General features: G+C 73.6%; 19 protein-coding genes and 1 tRNA gene. 7 read left to right on the top strand and 13 right to left on the bottom strand.

Translation table 11 applies throughout. From position 1 onward, the window contains the following. Nucleotides 1-16 precede the first annotated feature (16 nt). On the top strand, nt 17-3,808 hold the full coding sequence (locus tag V6R91_RS19525) for an AAA family ATPase (protein WP_336396578.1): 3,792 nt from the start codon (nt 17-19) through the stop codon (nt 3,806-3,808). Beyond that, nucleotides 3,795-3,995 carry a hypothetical protein gene (locus tag V6R91_RS19520; RefSeq protein WP_336396577.1) on the top strand — a complete coding sequence of 67 codons (201 nt, stop codon included), beginning with the start codon at nt 3,795-3,797 and terminating at the stop codon, nt 3,993-3,995. The genes V6R91_RS19525 and V6R91_RS19520 overlap by 14 nt, the downstream gene beginning before the upstream one ends. Nucleotides 3,996-4,091: 96 nt before the next feature. On the opposite strand, the gene mscL is transcribed toward V6R91_RS19520, so the two are convergent. Genes mscL through V6R91_RS19505 form a run of 3 tightly spaced genes read right to left on the bottom strand, consistent with a single transcriptional unit; the run spans nt 4,092 to nt 5,457 of the window. Next, on the bottom strand, nt 4,092-4,514 hold the full coding sequence (mscL, locus tag V6R91_RS19515) for a large conductance mechanosensitive channel protein MscL (protein WP_336396576.1): 423 nt from the start codon (nt 4,512-4,514) through the stop codon (nt 4,092-4,094). Nucleotides 4,515-4,558: 44 nt separating this feature from the next. Next, nucleotides 4,559-4,840, bottom strand: a complete 282-nt coding sequence (locus V6R91_RS19510; RefSeq protein WP_336396575.1) for an FmdB family zinc ribbon protein — start codon at nt 4,838-4,840, stop codon at nt 4,559-4,561. A 20-nt stretch (nt 4,841-4,860) separates the two neighbouring features. Continuing rightward, nucleotides 4,861-5,457 carry a 5-formyltetrahydrofolate cyclo-ligase gene (locus V6R91_RS19505; protein ID WP_336396574.1) on the bottom strand — a complete coding sequence of 199 codons (597 nt, stop codon included), beginning with the start codon at nt 5,455-5,457 and terminating at the stop codon, nt 4,861-4,863. 82 nt (nt 5,458-5,539) lie between these two features. Between V6R91_RS19505 and galU the strand changes: the two genes are divergently transcribed. From galU to V6R91_RS19485, 4 genes are all read left to right on the top strand, one after another. Next, nucleotides 5,540-6,427, top strand: coding sequence for a UTP--glucose-1-phosphate uridylyltransferase GalU (galU, locus tag V6R91_RS19500; RefSeq protein ID WP_336396573.1), 888 nt, complete (start codon nt 5,540-5,542; stop codon nt 6,425-6,427). A gap of 23 nt (nt 6,428-6,450) precedes the next feature. Beyond that, nucleotides 6,451-7,080, top strand: a complete 630-nt coding sequence (locus V6R91_RS19495) for a GNAT family N-acetyltransferase (RefSeq protein WP_336396572.1) — start codon at nt 6,451-6,453, stop codon at nt 7,078-7,080. Between the two features lie 126 nt (nt 7,081-7,206). Continuing rightward, nucleotides 7,207-8,232, top strand: coding sequence for a large exoprotein (locus V6R91_RS19490; protein ID WP_336396571.1), 1,026 nt, complete (start codon nt 7,207-7,209; stop codon nt 8,230-8,232). Nucleotides 8,233-8,298: 66 nt separating this feature from the next. After that, nucleotides 8,299-8,371: transfer RNA gene (locus V6R91_RS19485), tRNA-Ala, on the top strand. A 63-nt stretch (nt 8,372-8,434) separates the two neighbouring features. Here the strand turns inward: V6R91_RS19485 and V6R91_RS19480 are convergent. The 7 genes from V6R91_RS19480 to hemE all read right to left on the bottom strand — a co-directional run bounded on the left by V6R91_RS19480 (nt 8,435) and on the right by hemE (nt 15,613). Next, the gene (locus tag V6R91_RS19480; protein ID WP_336396570.1) at nt 8,435-9,349 is read right to left on the bottom strand and encodes a macro domain-containing protein; all 915 of its coding nucleotides are present in this window, start codon (nt 9,347-9,349) and stop codon (nt 8,435-8,437) included. 67 nt (nt 9,350-9,416) lie between these two features. After that, nucleotides 9,417-10,733 (bottom strand): glutamate-1-semialdehyde 2,1-aminomutase, encoded by a 1,317-nt coding sequence (hemL, locus tag V6R91_RS19475; RefSeq protein WP_336396569.1) that lies wholly within the window; start codon nt 10,731-10,733, stop codon nt 9,417-9,419. Then, nucleotides 10,730-11,707, bottom strand: a complete 978-nt coding sequence (gene hemB / locus V6R91_RS19470; RefSeq protein ID WP_336396568.1) for a porphobilinogen synthase — start codon at nt 11,705-11,707, stop codon at nt 10,730-10,732. Before hemB ends, hemL begins: the two co-directional genes overlap by 4 nt. After that, nucleotides 11,704-12,621, bottom strand: a complete 918-nt coding sequence (gene hemC, locus V6R91_RS19465; RefSeq protein ID WP_336396567.1) for a hydroxymethylbilane synthase — start codon at nt 12,619-12,621, stop codon at nt 11,704-11,706. The genes hemB and hemC overlap by 4 nt, the downstream gene beginning before the upstream one ends. After that, nucleotides 12,618-13,301: a hydrogen peroxide-dependent heme synthase gene (gene hemQ, locus V6R91_RS19460; protein WP_336396566.1), complete on the bottom strand. Its 684-nt coding sequence runs from the start codon at nt 13,299-13,301 to the stop codon at nt 12,618-12,620. Before hemQ ends, hemC begins: the two co-directional genes overlap by 4 nt. Nucleotides 13,302-13,356: 55 nt before the next feature. Beyond that, a complete protein-coding gene (locus tag V6R91_RS19455) occupies nt 13,357-14,562 on the bottom strand; it encodes a protoporphyrinogen/coproporphyrinogen oxidase (RefSeq protein ID WP_336396565.1) in 1,206 nt (401 codons plus the stop codon). Next, a complete protein-coding gene (gene hemE / locus V6R91_RS19450) occupies nt 14,555-15,613 on the bottom strand; it encodes a uroporphyrinogen decarboxylase (RefSeq protein WP_378881688.1) in 1,059 nt (352 codons plus the stop codon). Before hemE ends, V6R91_RS19455 begins: the two co-directional genes overlap by 8 nt. Nucleotides 15,614-15,630: 17 nt before the next feature. On the opposite strand from hemE, the gene V6R91_RS19445 reads away from it, so the two are divergent. Then, nucleotides 15,631-16,881, top strand: a complete 1,251-nt coding sequence (locus tag V6R91_RS19445) for a glutamyl-tRNA reductase (protein ID WP_336396564.1) — start codon at nt 15,631-15,633, stop codon at nt 16,879-16,881. A gap of 26 nt (nt 16,882-16,907) precedes the next feature. Here the strand turns inward: V6R91_RS19445 and V6R91_RS19440 are convergent, their stop codons facing one another. The 3 genes from V6R91_RS19440 to V6R91_RS19430 all read right to left on the bottom strand — a co-directional run bounded on the left by V6R91_RS19440 (nt 16,908) and on the right by V6R91_RS19430 (nt 20,795). After that, a complete protein-coding gene (locus V6R91_RS19440; protein WP_336396563.1) occupies nt 16,908-18,815 on the bottom strand; it encodes a heavy metal translocating P-type ATPase in 1,908 nt (635 codons plus the stop codon). 46 nt (nt 18,816-18,861) lie between these two features. Next, nucleotides 18,862-19,644 (bottom strand): ZIP family metal transporter, encoded by a 783-nt coding sequence (locus tag V6R91_RS19435; RefSeq protein ID WP_336396562.1) that lies wholly within the window; start codon nt 19,642-19,644, stop codon nt 18,862-18,864. Nucleotides 19,645-19,709: 65 nt separating this feature from the next. Then, nucleotides 19,710-20,795 (bottom strand): Glu/Leu/Phe/Val dehydrogenase family protein, encoded by a 1,086-nt coding sequence (locus tag V6R91_RS19430; RefSeq protein ID WP_336396561.1) that lies wholly within the window; start codon nt 20,793-20,795, stop codon nt 19,710-19,712. Nucleotides 20,796-20,934 lie beyond the last annotated feature (139 nt).

Raw genomic sequence — 20,934 nt, 5'->3', positions numbered from 1 at the left:
GAGCCGCGCGCTTAGGGTGTCTCGTGTGTGGCGAGGAGAACGGAGCGCCGTGCTGGGCGCGGAGAACGCCGAGCGCGGGCACGACGTGACCCCCGGCGACCTCGGCCTCGCCGAGCCGGGCGTCACGGTCGCGCACGTCGCCGATCCCGAGCGCGACCGGCTGCGTCTTCAGGCCGCGACGCTGGGCGGCAGGTCGACGCTCCTGCATTTCACCGACGGCCACGACGCCGCCATCGAGATCACCAAGGCGCACCCGGGGAGCCTTCCGCAGTTCATCACGGGGCGCTCGACGCTGCTGTCGAACCTGTTCCGCGACGAGGTCGCTCTGCGCAACGCGCGGCTCGCGGCCGAGCGCATCACCGCGAAGGACCAGGAGCTGCGCACGACGCGCGGCCTGGACGCGGTGCGGCTGGCCGTCGGGCTCGCGAACTGGCGGATCGGCGGCCTCTCCTGCAGCGCCCCGGTGCTGCTGCGGCCGCTCGCCATCCGGCGGCACCACGGCGACTTCGAGCTCAAGCTGCACGGATCGTTCTCGGTCAACCCCGAGCTGGTGCGCGCCATGCGCACGCACTTCGGCATCGCGATCGACGCGGGCGCGCTCGCCGCGCTCGCGCACGACGGCGGCGTCTTCAAGCCGCAGCCGGTGATCGACCACCTCCGTGCGCTGACCGCGTCGATCGACAGCTATGCGGTGAAGCCCCGGCTGCTCGTGTCGACCTTCGCCGACGTCGGCGGTGCGATGGCGTCCGACGCGGCCGACCTCGACCATCGGGTGCTCAACGCCCTGGCCGGGCACGTCGCCGACCGCGAGACCATCACCGCTCGCCGCGGCGGCCTCGAGCCGACCAACCCCGACGAGCGTCCGCCCGCCGCCGACACGCTGCTGCTGGACGCCGACTCCGAGCAGGAGCGGGTGCTCGCGCGGATCGCCGACGGCCAGTCGCTCGTCGTCCACACCCTTCCGGGCACGGGGGGCACGCAGACGGTCATCAACGCCGTCGGCGCCCTCGTCCGCGACGGCAAGCGCGTGCTCGTCGTGAGCGCCAGGCGGTCGACCCTCGACGGCGTGCGGCACCGCCTCGCCGGCATCGGGCTCTCCGGCCTCGCCGTGTCGCCCGACCGGCTCCAGCGCGACCTCATCCGCGCGATCGGCCGCAACGAGAAGGCGCAGCCGCCGAAGGTCGCCGACATCGACGACGCCCTCGTGCGGCTGCGGGGGGTGCTCCGCGACTACCGCGCGGCCGTGACGGCGCGGCATCCGTCGTTCGGGGTGTCGGTGCTGGAGATCCTGCGCGAACTCGCCGCCCTCGCCGAGCGGGGCGTCGCGCCGGCCACCGAGGCCAGGTTCGACGCGGAGGCGCTCGCGAACCTCGCCGACAAGCGCGCCGAGGCCGCCGCCAAGCTGGCCGCGGCGGCGCGACTCGGCGAGTTCCGCTTCGGGCCCGACGACTCGCCGTGGTACGGAGTGAGCTTCGACACCGTCGAGCAGGCCCGCGGGACGCACGCGCTCGCGGGGAAGCTCCACCGCAGCGACGTGCCGACGCTCCTCGAGCGCGGGTACGAGATGATCGGCCAGACGCGCATGCGCCCGTTCCACACGGTCGCCGAGCTCGGCGTCTACCTCCGGCTGCTCCGCGGCATCCGCGACTCGCTCGACAAGTTCAGCCTCACCGTGTTCGAGCGTCCGCTCGGCGAGCTCATCCGAGCTCACGCGCCCCGCCGCGACACGCCGGAGATGAGCGGCGCCAACCGCCGCCGCCTCCGCCGGCTGTCGCGGGAGTACCTGCGCCCGGGCGTACACGTGCCCGACATGTACGAGGCGCTCGTGCGCATCCAGCAGCAGCGCACCGAATGGCAGCGCTACGTCGACCCGGGCGTCACCCCCGAGGTGCCGCTGGGACTCGGCGACGTCCAGGTCGCGTGGCAGCGCGTCGACGCCGAGCTGGGCGAGCTCGACGCCGCGCTCGGCCGCGACGGCGCCGACCGGCTCGCGACCATCCCCGTCACGAACCTCGTGCGCACGCTCGCCGGCCTCGCCGCCGACTCCGACGTGTTCGACAACCTGAAGGAGCGGGCGACGCTGCGCACCGAGCTCGCCGCGCTCGGGCTCGAGCCCCTCCTGCTCGAGCTCTCGGTCCGCCATGTTCCCGAGGACCAGGTGGCCGCCGAGCTCGAGTACGCGTGGTGGCAGTCCGCGCTCGAGGTGCTGCTGCGCACCGATCGCGCGGTGCTCGGCGCCAACACGGCCGTCGTCGACCGGCTGGAGAGGGACTTCCGCCTCGTGGACGAGGCCCACGCCGCGGCATCCGGCCCGCTCCTGGCCGCCCACCTGGCCACGCAGTGGCGCATCGGCATCGTCGATCACTCTGCCGAGGCCGACGCGCTCAAGCGTGCGCTGAAGCGAGGCACGATCACGCCCGACGAGCTCGTCACCGTCGCGCCGGCGCTCTCGCGCACCCTCGCGCCGGTCTGGCTGGCCTCGCCGTACGAGGTCCCCCGGATCCCGGAGGCAGCAGGATTCGATGTGGTGGTGCTGGCGGATGCCGGAGCCCTCTGCCTGGCCGAGGCCGCTCCGGCCCTGCGCCGCGCGGGCCAGGTCGTGGCGTTCGGGGATCCCGTCACCCAGAAGCCGACGCCGTTCGGCGTCGCGTCGGTGTACGTGGGGCAGGCGCCCGCGGCTGCGACCTCGACGAACGGAAACGGCACCGGCCCCGTGGCGGAGCCCGACGCCCCCGACGAGGTGCCGTTCGATGCGACGAGCGTCTTCGAGCGGCTCGCGGAGCTGTTCCCCGTCGAGACCCTCACCCGCAGCTACCGCGCCGGGGGAGAGGATCTCGCCGCGCTCGTGAACGAGGCGTTCTACGGCGGCGAGCTCGTGTCGCTGCCGTGGGCCGGCTCGTACCTCGGGCGGGGCAGCCTCGCCGTCGACTACGTCGAGGGCGGCAACGGCACGCCCGACCCGATCACCGGGGCCGTCGAGAGCCCCGACGCCGAGGTCGCGCGGGTGGTGACGCTCGTCGTCGAGCACGCCGTCAACCGCGGCAGCGAATCGCTCATGGTGGTCACCGCCAGCGTCCGGCACGCCGAGCGCATCCGCGCGGCCGTCGAAGCCGCCTTCGCCGGCCGCTCCGACGTCGCCGACTTCGTCTCGCGCGACACGGCGGAGCCGTTCGCGGTGCTGACGCTCGAGGAGTCGGTGGCCGAGAGCCGCGACCGCGTGGTCTTCTCGCTGGGCTACGGCCTCACCAAGCACGGCCGTGTGCTGAGCGACTTCGGCGACCTGTCCACGCCCGACGGCGAGCGGCTGCTCACCGTCGGAATGACCCGGGCTCGCCGGTCGATGGTGATCGTGTCGTCGATCCGCCCGTCGGCCTTCGATGACGGGCGCCTGGAGTACGGTGCGGCGACGCTGATGTCGATCCTCGGCGGCATCGCCGCCCGCTCGCGCGAGGCGCGCCTCGAGGACCTCGCCGACCCCCTCACACGCGCCCTGGCTCGCGAGCTGCGGCGCGCCGGACTCTCGGTCGACGTGCACTACCGCGGCCTGCTGCCGCTGGTCGCCCAGTACGACGGCAAGGCGGTCGTGGTCGAGAGCGACCCCGAGACGATCGGCGAGTCGCTGCGCGAGTCGCTGCGGCTGCGCCCGCAGATCCTGCGCCGCCTCGGCTGGCACTACGTCCGCGTGCACTCCTTCGACCTGTATCGGGACCCGGCCGACGTCGCCCAGCGCATCGCCGCGATGCTCGGTGTGCCGCCCGACGCGCCGCGGGTCGACAGCGAGACCCAGCCGCTCGATGTCCTCGAGTGACCGCCAGCGGATCGAGCGGGTCGCAGGCGCCCGCCGCGCGAAGCTGACGCCTGCGCCCGGGTCCACCGCGGAGCCCGTCCCCGCGGACGAGGAGGCGGATGCCGCGTCCCGGCCGGACGCGGCATCCGAGGGGTCCCCGGGACCGAACGACGAGCGCCTCCGTCGCGACGTGCCCCCGCACTATTGACGCGAGACGGGTCGATGCGAGGGACGAGCGTTGACGCGGCTCGGGTCACGATCGAGTAGCGAGGGACGAGCGTATCGAGATCTCGCGCGAGACGGCTCAGCGCGGCTGCGCCGGGCCCTGGCTCTGGAGGAGGTCGCGGATCTGGACCAGGAGCTCCTGCTCGGTGGGCAGCGGCTCAGCGTCGGGCTGGCCGGCGCCGGCCTTCGCGGCCTGCTTCTCCTTCCAGTGGTTCATCGGCATAACGAACACGAAGTAGACGATCACGGCGACAGCGAGGAAGTTGATGAGCGCGCCGATGATGGCACCGATGGCGAAGGTCGAGGTCCCGCCGGAGAGCGTCGGCACCTCCCACACCCAGGCGCTCAGGTCGCCCACCTGGAAGATGACGCCGATGAGCGGGTTGACGAAGCCTTCGACGAGCGCGTTGACGATCGCCGTGAACGCCGCGCCGATGACGACGGCGACGGCCAGGTCGATGACGTTGCCGCGGAGAATGAACTCCTTGAATCCCTTGATCACGATGAACCCCCGGGGTCGTGGATCCCGCGACGGGCTCCGGACGTTCAGGATCCGGACGACGCGGGCGAGGCCTTCGCCTCAGGCTTCGATGATGTCGTAGCGGGTGCCGCCCCGCCACCCGACGCGTCGGATCCACCGGACTTCGCGCCCGCGCGGGAATCGGTGCGGTAGAACCCCGAGCCGTTGAAGGTCACGCCGATCGAGCCGTACTCCTTGCGCAGCGGCCCGCCGCATTCCGGGCACTCCGTCAGGGTGGGGTCGGCGAAGGACTGCACGGCGTCGAAGCGGTGACCGCACTGCTTGCAGGCGTAGGCGTAGGTGGGCATGTGTCTCTCGGTGGGTTCTGTCAGCGCCGGGTGGGCGCGAGGGTGATGGTGCGCGTGGGGGTCACCACGCCGGTGACCGGCTGGTCGTGGACGTCGCTGGGCAGCTCGTCGAGCACCTCCGAGTCGTAGACCACGGCGTAGACCGGCGGGCACCGCTCCATCGAGCCGAGCGTCTTGTCGAAGAAGCCGCGTCCCCAGCCGAGTCGCATGCCGGACTCGTCGACGGCCGCGGCCGGGATGACGAGCAGGTCGACGTCGTTGACGGCGATCGGCCCGAGCAGCTCGCCCACCGGCTCGGGCAGCCCGTACATGCCCTCGGCGATGTCGCCCTCGGGGGTGGCCACCGCCCAGTCCAGCAGGCCGTCGGCACGGGTCACCGGGAGGAGCACGCGGATGCCGCGGGCGACGGCATCCGCCACGAAGGACCTCGTCCCGGGCTCGGCCGTGGTGGACAGGAAGCAGGAGATCGACCGCGCGCCGTGCTCGGCGACGAGGGCGTCGAGCTGCGCGTGGATGCCGGCCTCGGCCGCCTCGCGGGCCTGGTCGGACAGCAGCTGCCGGCGCTCGCGCAGCTCGGCGCGCAGTGCGCGTTTCGCGTCGGCGATCGCGTCGGACATGACGTCGATTCTACGTGGCGCGAATCGTAACGGGTCCGCACGCCGGGCGGGGCCGTGTCGGGCGCCCCTCTAGACTCAGGTCATGCCCCATACTCCGATCAAGGCCGTCATCCCGGCCGCCGGTCTCGGCACCCGCTTCCTCCCCGCCACCAAGGCGATGCCCAAGGAGATGCTCCCCGTCGTCGACAAGCCGGCGATCCAGTACGTCGTGGAAGAAGCCGCGCAGGCCGGGATCGACGACATCCTCGTGATCATCGGGCGCAACAAGAACGCCATCTCCAACCACTTCGACTCGGTGCCCGAGCTCGAGGAGAAGCTGAAGGACAAGGGCGACGTCGATCGCCTGCACCGTGTGCTGGAGTCGAGCGACCTCGCCGACATCCACTTCGTGCGGCAGGGCGAGCCGAAGGGGCTCGGGCACGCGGTGCTGCGTGCGAAGGCGCACGTCGGCGACGCGTCGTTCGCGGTCATGCTGGGCGACGACCTCATCGACGAGCGCGACGAGCTGCTGACCACCATGATCGCCGAGCACGAGCGCACCGGGGCGGCGATCATCGCCCTCATGGAGGTCGACCCGTCGCAGATCCACCTGTACGGCGTCGCCTCGGTCGAATCGACGAACGGCGACGGCGTGGTCAAGGTCAACGGCCTGGTCGAGAAGCCCAAGGCCGAGGACGCCCCGTCTAACCTCGCGGTGATCGGCCGCTACGTGCTCTCGCCGAACGTGTTCGAGATCCTCGAGCGCACCGAGCCCGGCAAGGGCGGCGAGATCCAGCTGACCGACGCGCTGCAGGAGCTCGCGGCCGACCCCGACGGACCCGGTGTGTACGGCGTCGTCTTCCGTGGCCGCCGGTACGACACCGGCGATAGGGTGGACTACATCAAGGCCATCGTGCAGCTCGCGGCCGATCGTGACGATCTCGGCCCGGCGCTGCGTCCCTGGTTCAAGGAGTTCGCGGCGGGCCTCTGACGCCGCCCGTACGAGGGGGTCACGTGGATCTGACGGCTCCCCGCAGCCACGGATCGGTGGCGATTCGGCTGGTCCGCCAGCGCGACGCGCGCGTGCTGCAGAACGAGCTGCTGTCGAATCGCGGCTGGCTGCGCCCGTGGGAGGCGACGAGCCCCGACGGGCCGGTGTCGTTCGACATGCGGATGGGTGTGCGCCGGCTGCTGCAGCAGTATCGCGACGGGGCCGGGGTGCCGTTCGTGATGGAGTACGCGGGCGACATCGCCGGTCAGCTGAACGTGTGGGGCATCGCGCGCGGCTCGCTGGCCTCCGCCACGATCGGCTACTGGGTGAGCGAGCGCTTCGCCGGACGAGGGATCACGCCGACCGCCGTCGCGCTGGCCACCGACATCTGCTTCTCCGAGCTGCGGCTGCATCGCATGGAGATCTGCATCCGGCCCGAGAACCAGGCCAGCCTGCGGGTCGTCGAGAAGCTCGGCTTCCGCTACGAGGGGCTGCGACGGCGGTACATCCACATCGACGGCGACTGGCGGGACCACTACGCGTTCGCCCTCGTGCGCGAGGAGGTCCCCGAGGGCGTGCTGCAGCGGTGGGTGTCGGGCCACGCCCCGCAGGACGCCGCGACGATCCCGCCCGCCGACCGCCTGCACGCCTGAGCGCTCCGCGTCGCCCGCCGGGTGCGCGCGCCGGCGGATCCCGACGCTGACCCGGCGAAAACCGGCTTGCGTGACACGCGACCGGATGCCGCGGTCATCGGCATCCAGTCCCTTAGCGTGGGGTCTATGGATGGGCAGGTGCTGGGCGGGGGCGTCATCGTCCTCGTCGCCGCCGCCCTCTGGCTGATCTACCTGCTGCCGACGTGGCACAGCCGTCGCCAGTACGACGCCGCCGAGCGCAACGCCGTGCGCCTGAGCCAGGCGCTGCGCGTGCTCGCCGAGACGAGTGAGACTCCGGAAGAGGTGCGGCTCGAGCTCAACGCGCGCACCGCCGCCGCGCAGCAGCGGCTGGCCAGGCGGGCGCTCGCAGAACGCGAGCAGGCCGCCCTCGAGGGCGCCCGCGTCGAGCTGGAGCGCGCCCGCGCCGAGCGCGAGGCCGCCGAGGTGGCCGCCCGGCTCGATCGGGAGCGCACCCGTGCCGAGCGGGTCGCCGCCGAAGCCGCCGCCCGCGTCAGCCTGGAACGCGCCCGCGCCGAGCGCGAGGCCGCCGAGGCGGCCGCCCGTGCCGAGATCGCCGCGGCGCGCGCGCTTCCCGACGCGCGTCGTGCCCGCGCACGGCGCCGCTTCCGGCTCGTCGCGACGCTCGCCGGCCTCGCCGGCATCGCGCTGGCGGGGTGGGGAGTGTTCGAGACCCTCACCGCGGGAGCGCAGGCGCTGCTGTGGACCGGGGTCGGCATGGCCGCGGCATCCGTCCTCACGCTTCAGCGTCTGGCACGTGTGGCCTCACGCGCCGTGTCGAGGTCGGCGGATGCCGCGCCCCGACGCGCCGCCGAACTCCAGGACGTCGAGCTGGAGCGCGCAGAGCGCGCCTGGGAGCCGCGCGACCTTCCCCGGCCCCTCACGGCGTCGGCGGGTTCGCGGGCGGCCGCCGTGCTGGACGCGGAGGCCGCGCGTGCGGCGCTGCGGCAGGCGGCGCTGGAACAGGCGATGCTCGCGCGTTCCGAGGCGCCGCAGCCCGCGCCGATCGAGGCGGCCCGCACCGCTCGGAGCGCCTCGGAGGGCAGCGTGTACGGCCGGATGGGGTACGTCGACGACGCCGAGATCGAGGCGCACGTCCGGCAGCTGCTGACCCGCCGCGCAGCCGGCCAGTAGACCCCTCGGCGGCGCCCTCGGGATTCGGAGCGGGTGGGCAACCGTGATAGTGTTTCTGAGGTTCAAGGGCCTGTGGCGCAGTTGGTAGCGCGCTTCGTTCGCAATGAAGAGGTCAGGGGTTCGAATCCCCTCAGGTCCACCGAGAGAGACCCCCGCACAGCCGGGGGTCTTGTCGTTTCCGGTGCCCCGCGCGCGCGAGCGGTCAGTCCGGCGGCGCCGGATACCGCTCCCCGCTGCCCCAGCCGATCTCCCACCCGGTGCGGTCGTCGAAGTAGTCGGCGAACGACACGGGAAGCCGGTGCTCGGGCTCGACGCGGGCGAGGAGTCCTTCGTACCACTCGGCGTACCGAGGGGCGTCCGCGCCGGCCGAGAGACCGGGCAGGGCCCGCAGGATGAGGTCGGCGACATCGCCGGCATCCGTCGTGGCGTCGACCACCCCGTCCGCGAAGGACGTCCCGGCCGCGGAGGTGTAGCGGACGGAGGACGCCGGGTCGGCGGCATCCGTCAGCACCACCCGCCAGTGCATGCCCGACGGTGCGACGCCCGGGTGCACCCGCAGGCTGTGGAAGCCCCGCCGGTGCAGCTCGCGGACGCCCTGGAGGATCCGCACCGAGCCGGCCATGGCGAGCGCCGATGCGATCTCCTGGTGCGTGCCTGCGTCGTGCGCGACGAGCGACACCCGCTCGACTCCGGACGACGACGCGGCGATGGTGTCGATCGCCGCGGTGATGGCCTCGCGCCGGGGCCAGGCGTACACGCCGGCGCTGATGAGCGGGAAGGCGACGTGGCGCGCGTCCAGCTCGTCGGCGATCTCGAGCGCCCTGCGATAGCAGGATTCCAGCAGCGCGCGGTCGCGCTGTCCGGCACCGTAGTTCGGCCCCACGGTGTGCACCACCCAGCGGGCGGGCAGCGCGCCGCCGCGGGTCCACCCCGCGTCGCCGGTGGCAAGGCCGTAGGGGAAACGCTCGATGCACTCCCGCAGGATCTCCGGTCCGCCGGCACGGTGGATCGCGCCGTCCACGCCGCCACCGCCGCGCATGGCGTTGTTCGCGGCGTTGACGATCGCGTCGGCGTCCTGGGTGGTGATGTCGCCGTGCACCGCGACGAGCTTCGTCATGCTCCCATCATGCGCGCCGCCGGGCTCGCGCGTCCCCGGATCAGGAGATCGGTCGGACGCGCACCCGTCAGGCGGGCGTCGCCTCGGCCGCAGCCCGGGCGGCCGCGGGGAGCGCCTCGACGATGCGCGACACGGCGGCGTCGTCGTGCGCGGCCGAGACGAACCACGCCTCGAACACCGATGGGGGCAGTGACACGCCCTGCTCCAGCATCGACCGGAAGAACGGCGGGTAGCGGAACGTCTCCTGCGCCTTGACGGTGTCGTAGTCCGTCGGCGGGGTCTCGGCGAACTGGATCGAGAAGAGGCTGCCCGCGCGCTGCACGACGTGCGTGACGCCCGCGTCCGAGAGTGCGGATGCCGCGGCCTCCGCGATCGTCGCCGCTGCGGCGTCGATCCGCGCGTACGCGGCCGCGTCGAGGTGGTCCAGCGTCGTGCGCCCCGCCGCGACGGCGAGCGGGTTGCCGCTCAGCGTGCCCGCCTGGTACACCGGCCCGAGCGGGGCGAGGAGCTCCATCAGCGCGGCCGGGCCGCCCAGCGCGGCGAGCGGGAGGCCGCCGCCGACCACCTTGCCGAACGTGATGAGGTCGGGCGAGAACGGCACCGGGTCGATGCCGTACCACCCGGCCGGGCCGACGCGGAAGCCGGTCAGCACCTCGTCGAGGATCAGCAGTGCGCCGTGCGCGTGCGCGATGTCGGCGAGGGCGGCGTTGAACCCGTGGGCCGGCGGCACGATGCCCATGTTGGCGGGCGCCGCCTCGACGATCACGGCGGCGATGTCGTCACCGCGGGCGTCGAACACCTCGCGCACGGCGTCGAGGTCGTTGTAGGGGATGACGAGCGTCTGCGCGGCGATGGCGGCGGGGACCCCCGCCGATCCGGGCAGCGCGAGCGTCGCGACACCCGATCCCGCGTCGGCCAGCAGGCCGTCGGAGTGCCCGTGGTAGTGGCCGGCGAACTTGACGACGAGGTCGCGGTCGGTGGCGCCGCGCGCGAGGCGGATCGCGGTCATCGTCGCCTCGGTGCCGGTCGACACCAGCCGCACCCGCTCGACGGGGGCGGCGGCACCGTCCCGGCGCACCCGCGCCGCGATGAGCTCGGCCAGCTCGGTCTCGCCCGGCGTCGACGCGCCGAAGCCGAGGCCTCGGGCCGCGGCATCCTGCACCGCCTTCACGACGGCGGGGTGGGCGTGCCCGAGGATCGCCGGCCCCCACGAGCCGACGAGGTCGACGTACTCGCGACCCTCGACGTCGGTGACGTAGGGGCCCGACGCCGACACGAAGAAGCGCGGTGTCTCGTGCACCGAGCCGAACGCGCGCACGGGCGAGTTCACGCCGCCGGGCATCGCGCCGCGGGCGCGGGCGAACTCCTGCTGATTCGTCGTCATCGGATCCACTCCGCAAGCTCCAGGGCCCAGTAGGTCAGCACGGCGTCGGCGCCGGCGCGGCGGATGCCGATCACCGACTCCTCGATGGCGCGGCGGCGGTCGATCCACCCGTGCGCGGCGGCCGCCTCGATCATGGCGTACTCGCCCGACACCTGGTACGCCCAGACCGGCACCGGGCTCGCGGCCGCGGCATCGGCCAGCACGTCGAGGTAGCTCATCGCGGGCTTCACCATGACGATATCGGCGCCCTCGGCGATGTCGAGATCGAGCTCGCGGGCACCCTCGCGGCGGTTGGCGGGGTCCTGCTGGTAGGTGCGCCGATCGCCCTCGAGCGAGGACTGCACGGCCTCGCGGAACGGGCCGTAGAACGCCGAGGCGTACTTCGCCGCGTACGCGAGGATCGGGGTGTTCCCGTAACCGGCGTCATCGAGCGCGTCGCGCACCGCGGCGACCTGGCCGTCCATCATGCCCGACAGGCCCAGCAGCTGCGACCCGGCCTCGGCCTGGGCCACACCCATCTCGCGGTATCGCTCGAGGGTCGCGTCGTTGTCGACGTAGCCGTGGGCGTCGAGCACGCCGCAGTGGCCGTGGTCGGTGAACTCGTCGAGGCAGAGATCGGTCTGCACGACGAGCGCGTCGCCCGCCTCGGCGACCGCGATGCGCGTCGCGACGTTCAGGATGCCGTCGGGATCGGTCGCGCCGGAGCCCACCGCGTCCTTGTGCTCGGGCACGCCGAACAGCATGATGCCGCCGATGCCGGCGGCCGCGGCATCCGCCACCGCCTGCCTCAGGCTCTCGGTCGTGTGCTGCACGACGCCGGGCATGGACGAGATGGGGACCGGTTCGCCGGCGCCCTCGCGCACGAACATCGGGAGGATCAGCTCGGCCGGGTGCAGCCGCGTCTCGGCGACGAGACGCCGCATCGCCGGGGTGGCGCGCAGGCGGCGGGGACGGTCGGCGGGTGCGTACGTCACGGGCGTTCTCCCGTCAGGCCGGCCGCGCCGGCATCGAGCAGCTCACGGGCGACGGATGCCGCGACCTCGCGCGGCGGATCGCCCTCGTCCTCGGGCCACGTGGTGGCGTGCGACGACGTGAGCCTCGTCGCACCGTCGAGGCTGTAGACGCTCGCCGACAGCAGCAGGAGTCCGGCGTCGACGACGGCGCGCGCGCCGACGGGCGCCGAGCAGCCGGCCTCGAGGAGGGCGAGCACCTCGCGCTCCGCCTCGACGGCGGCGCGGGTCTCGCGGTGGTCGAGGGCGTCGACGAGGTGCTCCTGGCCGCGGCGCACCTCGATCGCGAGGGCCCCCTGGCCGGGCGCGGTGGGCCACGCGTCGGCGTCGAGGTACTCGGTCACGACGTCGGTGCGGCCGACGCGACGGAGCCCGGCGGCGGCGAGGATGACGGCATCCAGCTCTCCGCCGCTCACCTTTCCGAGGCGCGTGTCGACGTTGCCGCGGATGTCGACGACCTCCACGTCGGGACGGCGCGCCCGCAGCTGCGCCATGCGGCGAGGTGACCCGGTCCCGATGCGCGCGCCGGCGGGAAGCTGCTCGAGCGTGAGCCCGTCGCGGGCGCACAGCGCGTCCCGCGGGTCCTCGCGGGCGGGGATCGCGGCGACCACGAGCTCGTCGTGCGGTGCGGTGGGGAGGTCCTTGAGCGAGTGCACTATGACGTCGCACTGGCCGGCGAGGAGCGCGTCACGGAGCGCGCCGGTGAACAGGCCCGTCCCGCCCGCGCGTGACAGCGGCTCGTTCGAGCGGTCGCCGTCGGTCGTGATGGTGACGAGCTCGGTCGCGACGCCGGTGGCGTCGGCGAGGTCGTCGGCGACCATGCCGGTCTGGGCGAGCGCCAGCGCACTGCCCCGCGTGCCGATCCGGAGCGTGGTCACGCCAGCACCTCGGCGATCTCGGCGAGGTCGATGCGACGGCCGGTGTAGAACGGCACCTCTTCGCGCACGTGGCGCCGCGCCTCGGTCTGGCGGAGGTCCCGCATCAGGTCGACCAGCTCGACCAGCTCCGGCGCCTCGAGCGCGAGGATCCACTCGTAGTCGCCGAGTGCGAAGGAGGCGACGGTGTTGCTCAGCACGGAGCGGTGCGCGGCGCCCTTGCGGCCGTGGTCGGCGAGCATCTGCCGCCGCTCCTCGTCGGGGAGGATGTACCAGTCGTACGAGCGCACGAACGGGTAGACGGTCAGCCAGGCCTCCGGATCCTTGTCGCGCATGAAGGCGGGCAGGTGGCTGGCGGTGAACTCGGCGTCGCGGTGCACGCCCATGGCGTTCCAGACCGGCAGCAGCGACCCGAGCGGCTCGGCGCGGCGCAGCGTCCGCAGCGCGGACTGCAGCGCCTCCGGCGCGATCCCGATGCCGGTGAGCCAGATCATGATGTCGGCGTCGGCGCGCAGCCCCGAGACGTCGTAGAACCCGCGGACGACGACTCCGGATGCCTCGACCTCGGCCACCGCGGCCGTCAGATCGCCGGCCGGCGCGGGCCGGGAGGGGTCCCGGCGGAAGACCGCCCACAGGGTGTAGCCGAGGGTTTCAGAGGGGGTGGTCGCCGGGACATCGGTCATACCCTCTATCCTTCCACTCCTCGCGGGGAGCGTTTCCGGTGGCGCCGTCCGAGGCTCAGCGGGCGAGCAGCTCGGCGGCGGTGCGCTCGGCGTGGGCGATGAGGCCCGCCAGGCCCGACCCGGCGACCGTCTCGCCGACGACCGTGAGCCCGGCCGGCGGGGTCGCCGCCGCAGGCCGCACCCACGAGACGTGTGCGGTGCCGACGACGACCGGCAGCGGCACGCCGAGGAGCGTCTCGGCGTCGGCGCGCGCGGCGGCGACGGGATCGGCCGGGGTCGCGTCGTACGACAGGCGCAGCACGTGGCGGCCGGCGGCCGCCTCGCGCAGCCACTCCCATTTGGCCGTGGCGTGGGTCAGGGCGCGTGCGCCCACCGGTGCCCCCGCGGCGACGAGCAGTCCGGTGCCGCGTGGCGCGGCATCCAGTCGGTCCTGCTCCACGACGAGCGTCACGAGATCGATGCGTCGACCGGGGGCGGCGGGCGCCGCGAGGCGGGGCGCGGCGACGACCACGGTGCCGCCCAGCGTCGCGAGATCGCCGACGGGCGTGGAGAGACGGATGTCGCCGCCGTGGCGGGCGACATCCTCGGCGAGGGCCGGCACGACGCGGTTGATGCCCCCGCGGATGCCCGCCACCGCCGCACCCGGCGCTGCGGTGGCGCGGAGCCGCGCGACGGCGCCCCCGAGCGATCCGGCGCTGGTGAGGGCCTCGGGCAGCCCGGGATGCGCGCGGGCGACGGGCAGCTCGTCGGGATGCTGCGAGTGCACGCCGTGCACGACGGGCGCCACGAGGAGATCGAGCACGTCGTCGCCGAACCGCTCGCGGACAAGGGCCCCGAGTGTCGACGGCACCGCTGCTCCCCACGGGCGGGCATCGAGCTCGACCGCGCGCTCTGCGGCGGGGCGGCCGACCACCCGCACCACGTCGTCGGCGAGCGGGTCGGACGGGATGCCGAGGAGCGCGGTCGCCGGCAGCGGCACGGCTTCGCCGACCACGGGCTGCAGCCACGCCGGCCAGGGGGCGGGGGCGACGATGTCGTCGGCCAGGCCCAACTCCGCGAGCAGGGCCGCGACGACCCCGCCGCGGACGGCGAAGCTCTCGGCGCCGGCATCCAGCGCGATGCCGGCCACGTCGTGCCTCGCCACAGTTCCGCCGAGGCGATCGGATGCCTCGAACAGGGTCACCGCCGCGCCCGAGGCCGCGAGCCGGCGGGCGACGACCAGACCCGCGACGCCGCCTCCGACGACCGAGAAGTCAGTCATGCGCGTGGACGAACTCCACGATGCGTGTGAGCACCGCCGGGTCGGTGTCCGGGGGCACGCCGTGCCCCAGGTTCACCACGTGGGCCCGCGCCGCCCGCCCGCGCTCGAGCACGTCGACGATGTGCGCCTCGAGCACCGGCCAGGGCGCGCGCAGGAGAGCGGGGTCGATGTTGCCCTGCACCGAGACGCCGGTCCCGAGCCGGCGGACCGCCTCGTCCAGCGGCAGGCGCCAGTCCACGCCGACCGCGTCGACGCCGACGTCGCGCATCGCGGCGAGGAGCTCGCCGGTGCCGACACCGAAGTGCACCAGGGGCACGCCCAGGTCGCGCACGGCGTCCAGCGCGCGGACGGAGAACGGCGCGACGTGCTGCGTGTAGTCGGCGAGGCTCAGTGAGCCCGCCCACGAGTCGAACAGCTGCCCGGCCGAAGCGCCCGCCTCGATCTGGGCCGCGAGGAAAGCGCCGGTGATCTCGGCGCACCAGCCGAGCAGCGCGGCCCAGGTCTCGGGATCCGAGTGCATGAGCGCGCGCGTCCTGAGCTGCTCCTTCGAGGGGCCGCCCTCGACGAGGTACGACGCCAGCGTGTAAGGGGCTCCGGCGAAGCCGATGAGCGGCGTCGTGCCGAGCTCGGCGACGGTGAGGGCCACGGCCTCACGGATCGGAGCGAGCGCTGCGGGGTCCAGCGGCGGGAGGTTCGCGACATCCGCAGCCGTCCGCACCGGGTTCTCCAGCACAGGACCGCGGCCCGCGACGATGCGCACGTCGACGCCCGACAGGCGCACGGGGATCACGATGTCGCTGAAGAAGATCCCCGCGTCGACACCGTGCCGCCGCACGGGCTGCAGCGTGATCTCGCTGGCGAGCTCCGGGTTCAGGCACGCGTCGAGCATGTCGGTGCCCACCCGCAGCTCGCGGTACTCGGGCAGTGATCGGCCCGCCTGCCGCATGAACCACACCGGGGTCGGGGTCGGCCGCTCGCCGCGATACGCGCGTATCAGCGGCGGGGGATCGTTTCTCTGAAGGACGGAAGGGTGAGAGTCATGCAACAGCACACGTTAAGATTAGGCTCGTGCTCCTCTGTCTGACCGCGAACCATCGGAACGCGAGCCTCGACGTCCTGGAGCGTCTGTCCGTGGGTGCGCCCACGGCGACCCGGGCGCTCGTGGAGGACGAGTTCTTCGTGTCGGGCGCCGTCGTGCTCGCGACGTGCAACCGGTTCGAGGCGTACCTCGACATCGACGAGCCCCTCACCGGCGGCGAGGCCGTCGCGGTCGAGTCCGTGGTCGAGGCCATGGCCGAGGCATCCGGCGTCTCCGCGGATCTGCTGCGCGCGTCGGTCGCCGTGCATTCCGGGGCGGATGCCGCCGCCCACCTCTTCGCCGTCACCAGCGGCCTCGAATCGGTCGTCGTCGGCGAGGACGAGATCTCCGGGCAGGTGCGCCGCGCCCTCGACGCCGCGCGGGCCGACGGACTCACCAGCGGTGAGCTCGAGCGTCTCTTCCAGAGGGCCACGCACACCAGCCGCGGCGTGCGCAACCGCACGCAGCTTCGCGGCGCGCACCGGTCCCTCGTGCGCCTGGCGCTCGAGCTCGCGTCGAGCCGCGTCGCCGACTGGGCCACCGCCCGCGTCGTGCTCGTCGGCACCGGCCGCTACGCCGCGCGCACCGTCGACGCGCTCCGCGCCCGCGGTGCCGGCGACATCCACGTCTTCTCGCCCTCGGGCCGCGCGGAGGCGTTCGCCGCGCAGCGCGGTCTCATCCCGGTGACGGACTTCGCCGCGGCGGCGGCGCAGGCCGACGTCGTCATCACCTGCACCGCCGACGCGGTCGTGCACGCCGACGCGTTCGTCCCAGGGCACCGGGTGCTCGTGATCGACCTGGGCCTGCCTCGCAACGTCGACCCGGCCGTCGGCGCCGTCCAGGCCGTCGAGCTGCTCGACCTCGAGACCATCCGCCTCCACGCTCCGCTGGAGCAGTTCAACGCGCACGCCGACGCCCGCGCCATCGTCGGCGACGCGGCGACGGAGTTCCACGCCGACCGCGAGGCCGGACCCGCGATCACCGCGCTCCGCCGCGACGTGCTGAAGATCGTCGACGACGAGATCGCCCGCGCCCGCTCGCGCGGCGCCGGCGACGACGTCGAGGCGGCGCTGCGCCACCTCGCCGGCGTGCTGCTGCACCGTCCGTCGGTGCGCATCAAGGAGCTCGCCGTCGAAGGGCGCATCGACGACGCGCGCGCCGCGCTCGAGCTGCTGCACGGCCTCTCGGCCGACGCCCCGGCACCCGTCGCCGACGACGACGGCCTCTGGGCCACGGCCTGAGCCGACGCCCGGCAGAGGGTGCGGATTCAGACTGCTCGCGAACCGGGCCCACCGGTGCTCGCGCGTGCGGGAGCACCGGTGGGGGCCGTGAGCCCGGTCGGGGGACCGGTCAGCGCCCGCAGGGCGTAGAGGATCGTCGCCAGGTCGACGACCTCCTGGATGAGCGCGCCCACGACGGCCGGGATCACACCCGTGGTCGCGACCAGCATCAGGGCGATGCTCAGTGCGATGCCGATCCAGATGGCGACGTAGGCGACGCGCAGGGTGTGCCGGCCGATCGATATCGCTTCGGCCACGCCCAGCAGCGAGTCCTTCAGCACGACCGCGTCGGCCGCCTCGCCCGCGGCGGTGGCGCCCTTGGCTCCCATCGCGATGCCGATGTCGGAGGCGGCCAGGACCGGGGCGTCGTTCACCCCGTCGCCCACCATGAGCACCGGCCGCGGCCGCATCTCAGCGGCGAGGTGCACCTTCTCGCGGGGGAGGAGCTCGGCGTTGACGTCGGTGATGCCGACGGCGCGGGCGACGGCATCCGCTGTCGTCTTCGTGTCTCCCGTGAGCATGACGATGCGCTCCATGCCCTGCTCCCGCAGCCACGCCACGACGGCGGCCGATTCCGGGCGCGGGTCGTCGGCGAGCACCAGCGTCCCCGCGAACCGCCCGTCCACGGCCACGTACGCCGCGGCCTCACCGGTGTCGACGTCGCGGCGGACGGTGTCCGGCGCCAAGGCGGCCACGTACGCGGGTTTTCCGACGACCACCGTGCGGCCGTCGATCACGGCCGTCACGCCGTTCGTGGCGACCTCCTGCGCGTCGGCGGCGGGGCGAAGGGGGATGCCGCGGTCCGCGGCCGCGCGCCGGATGCCGGCGGCCAGCACGTGACTGGAGTACTGCTCGGCGGAGGCGGCGAGCGCGAGGAGCTCGTCCTCGTCGAACCCGTCGGCGGCATCGACAGCGACGAGGTCCGGACGCCCTTCGGTGAGGGTGCCCGTCTTGTCGAATGCGGCGGACCGCGCCCGCGCCAGCTGCTCGATGACACCGCCGCCCTTCACCACGACGCCCGCCTTCGCCGCGCGCGAGAGCCCGCCGAGGAACGCGACCGGCGCCGCGATGAGCAGCGGGCACGGCGTCGCCAGCACCAGCACCTCGGCGAACCGCGTGGGATCGCCCGAGACCGCCCATGCGGTGCCGGCGATCACCAGTGACACGGCGGTGAACGGGACGGCGAAGCGGTCGGCGAGCCGCACCGTCGGCGCCCGCTCGTCCTGCGCCTGCTTCACGAGTTCCACGATCTGCTGGTACTGGCTGTCGGCGCTGCGCCGCAGCGCGCGGACGTGCACGGCGTGCGAGCCGTTGACCGACCCCGACAGCACCTCGTCGCCGACGGCACGGTGGACGGGCAGGCTCTCGCCGGTGAGCGACGACTCGTCGAACGAGGCCTCGCCGGAGAGCAGCGTGCCGTCGACCGGGACGATCTCGGAGGGGCGGATCAGGAGGATGTCGCCGATGCGCACGTCGTCGGCATCCGTGTCCTGCGCCTCGTCGCTGCCCGACCCCGGATGGACCAGCACGTGCGCGATCCGGGGGGAGCGGTCCAGGAGGGCGGTGAGCTCCCGCCTCGCGCGACGGCCGGCGTAGTCCTCCAGCGCCTCGCCGCCCGAGAGCATCAGGACGATCACGAGCGAGGCGACGTACTCGCCGACGGCGAGCGTCGCGATCATCGCGACGACGGCGAGGATGTCGAGCCCGACGTGGCCGCGGAGCACGTCCCGGATCATGCCGAGGAGCGTCCAGGCGATGACGCCGCCCACGTACACGATCGCCAGCCACTTCGCCGCGTCGGTGCTGCCGGCCGCGCCGAGCGACAGCACGGCGATCAGCACCGCCAGCGTGAGCCACACCAGCGGGTAGCGCGCGAGCCGGCGCAGGAGTCTCATGGCACCCACTCTGGCATCGACGCGCGCCCCGCCGCCGCCCCGGCTTTCAGCCCGCCAGCTCGTGCAGCAGGAACGCGGCGAGGAAGCCGATCGTCGCCCACAGGCCGGTGAGCGCGTGCTGCTCGTCGAACGCCTCGGGGATCATGGTGTTGCACACCATCGCGAGCAGGCCTCCGGCGGCGATGGTGGTGATCAGTGCGATGAGGTTCGGTGTGGCGGATTGGAACGCGACGTAGCCGAGCACCGCCGCCACGACCGTGATGAGCGCGATGCCGCCCCACAGCAGGGCGACGAAGCGGCCGCTGCTGCCGCCTCGCTTGAGCGCTGCTGTGGAGCCCAGTCCCTCGGGGAAGTTGCTGATCGCGATCGCCGCGACGATCGGGATGCTGATTCCGCCCTGCAGCACCGACAGGCCCATGACGAGGGACTCGGGGATGCCGTCGATGAGGGCGCCGACCGCGATGACCAGCCCTGCACCGCCGGCGATGCGGGTCCCGGCACGTCGGGCGGCGATGTTCGCCGGGGTCCCGTCCCGCGCGGGCGTCGGGGCCTGCGCCGGTCTGCTCCGTCGCGACAGCAGCTGGTCGGCGACGATGTAGAGGACCGCGCCGCCCAGGAAGCCGACCGTCGTCGGGAGGAGGCCGCCGTCCTCGGCGGCCTCCTCGACGAGCTCGAAGGCGAGCGTCGAGATCAGCACACCCGCGCCGACCGCCATGATGCCCGCGACGACCCGCTGCGGGATGTCGACGTACCAGGCGACCGTCGCGCCGACCAGGAGCGTGCCGCCGCCGATCAGGCCGCTCAGCGCCGCGAGCCACAGCCCTTCCATGGCGCCAACCTAGCCGTGGCGGCCGTCCGCGGCGGCGGGACGCGCGGACGGGTCGGCCCCCGGGATCAGTGGGCGAGGACGGGCTGGCGCCCGCCGGATGCCAGGCGCTCGGCGGCGAGCCCCTCCGCGGCCTCGAGTGGCGTCACCCCGCGTGCCTCGGCCTCGTCGAAGATGCGCCGCACCGTGTCGCCGATGCGGGCCACACGGTCCATGATCTCGGCGCGCGTGCCGAGCTTCTTCGCCTCGAGGTCGAGGTAGATGACGCCGCCGGCGTTGACGACGAAGTCTGGTGCGTACAGGATGCCGCGGGCGGCGAGCCGGTCGGCGCCGCTGTGGTCGGCGAGCGGGTTGTTCGCCGGTCCGCACACGGCCTTCGCGTCGAGGGCGTCGATGACCTCGTCGGTCAGGAGGCCGCCGATCCCGGCCGGCACGAAGACGTCCGCGGGGATGAGGTGCTCCTCGCCGGGCAGCGCCCAGCGGGCGTCGATCTCGGCGGCGAGGTCGCGCTTGGCAGGGTTGACGTCCGTCACGGTGAGGTGCGCGCCCTCGGCGGACAGCCGCACGGCGAGGCGGCTGCCGACCTGACCGAGTCCGGAGATGGTGATGCGGCGCCCTGCGACGTCGGCCGAGCCGGCGATGCGCTCGAGTGTCGCGCGGATGGATTCGTACACGCCGAGGCTCGTGGGGCCGGCCGGCTCGCCTGAGCCGCCGACGGCGTCGGGGAGGCCGACGACGTGCTCGGTGCGCTCGCTCACGACCAGCATGTCGTCGGTCGTCGAGCCCACGTCCTCCGCCGTGCGGTACAGGCCGTGCAGCGACTCCACCGCGTCGCCGAGATCGAGGAACGCCGCGCGCCTGCCATCGGCGTCGAGCGTGAGGCCGGGGGGCAGCGCGATGACGGACTTGCCGCCGCCGGCGTCGAGGCCGGCCGCGGCGTTCTTGAGCGTCATGGCCGCCGACAGCCGCAGTGCGTCGCCGAGCGCGTCGCTCCAGTGCGGGTACGACCACAGCCGCGCGCCGCCCAGCGCGGAGCCGAGCACCGAGGAGTGCAGCGCCACGGCGATGAACAGGCCGCTCCGCCGGCCGGTGATCACCTCCACCCGTTCGTGCGTGAAATCAGGCAGGGGCAGGGAGGGCAGAGAGTGCGTCATCGCGATACTTCCTTCGGCGGGCCTCGTGGGCAGTGCGCTGCGGATGCCGCGGCGTTGCGGCATCCGTTCTCATTGCACACCGATCCTGCGGATTGTTCAACCGTCTCGGCGGCGATTGCGCACAATGCCCCGTGAGCGC

The sequence above is a fragment of the Microbacterium sp. CCNWLW41 genome (assembly GCF_037083505.1).
The sequence above is the reverse complement of the archived record's forward strand: the minus strand, read 5'-3'. Positions and strand labels throughout refer to the sequence as shown.

Bases quoted from the DNA above. Each gene is read 5' to 3' on its own strand.
- V6R91_RS19520 (WP_336396577.1), top strand. From the start codon at position 3,795: ATGTCCTCGAGTGACCGCCAGCGGATCGAGCGGGTCGCAGGCGCCCGC.
- V6R91_RS19510 (WP_336396575.1), bottom strand. From the start codon at position 4,840: ATGCCCACCTACGCCTACGCCTGCAAGCAGTGCGGTCACCGCTTCGAC.
- V6R91_RS19505 (WP_336396574.1), bottom strand. From the start codon at position 5,457: ATGTCCGACGCGATCGCCGACGCGAAACGCGCACTGCGCGCCGAGCTG.
- galU (WP_336396573.1), top strand. From the start codon at position 5,540: ATGCCCCATACTCCGATCAAGGCCGTCATCCCGGCCGCCGGTCTCGGC.
- V6R91_RS19490 (WP_336396571.1), top strand. From the start codon at position 7,207: ATGGATGGGCAGGTGCTGGGCGGGGGCGTCATCGTCCTCGTCGCCGCC.
- V6R91_RS19480 (WP_336396570.1), bottom strand. From the start codon at position 9,349: ATGACGAAGCTCGTCGCGGTGCACGGCGACATCACCACCCAGGACGCC.
- hemL (WP_336396569.1), bottom strand. From the start codon at position 10,733: ATGACGACGAATCAGCAGGAGTTCGCCCGCGCCCGCGGCGCGATGCCC.
- hemQ (WP_336396566.1), bottom strand. From the start codon at position 13,301: ATGACCGATGTCCCGGCGACCACCCCCTCTGAAACCCTCGGCTACACC.
- V6R91_RS19455 (WP_336396565.1), bottom strand. From the start codon at position 14,562: ATGACTGACTTCTCGGTCGTCGGAGGCGGCGTCGCGGGTCTGGTCGTC.
- V6R91_RS19440 (WP_336396563.1), bottom strand. From the start codon at position 18,815: ATGAGACTCCTGCGCCGGCTCGCGCGCTACCCGCTGGTGTGGCTCACG.
- V6R91_RS19435 (WP_336396562.1), bottom strand. From the start codon at position 19,644: ATGGAAGGGCTGTGGCTCGCGGCGCTGAGCGGCCTGATCGGCGGCGGC.
- V6R91_RS19430 (WP_336396561.1), bottom strand. From the start codon at position 20,795: ATGACGCACTCTCTGCCCTCCCTGCCCCTGCCTGATTTCACGCACGAA.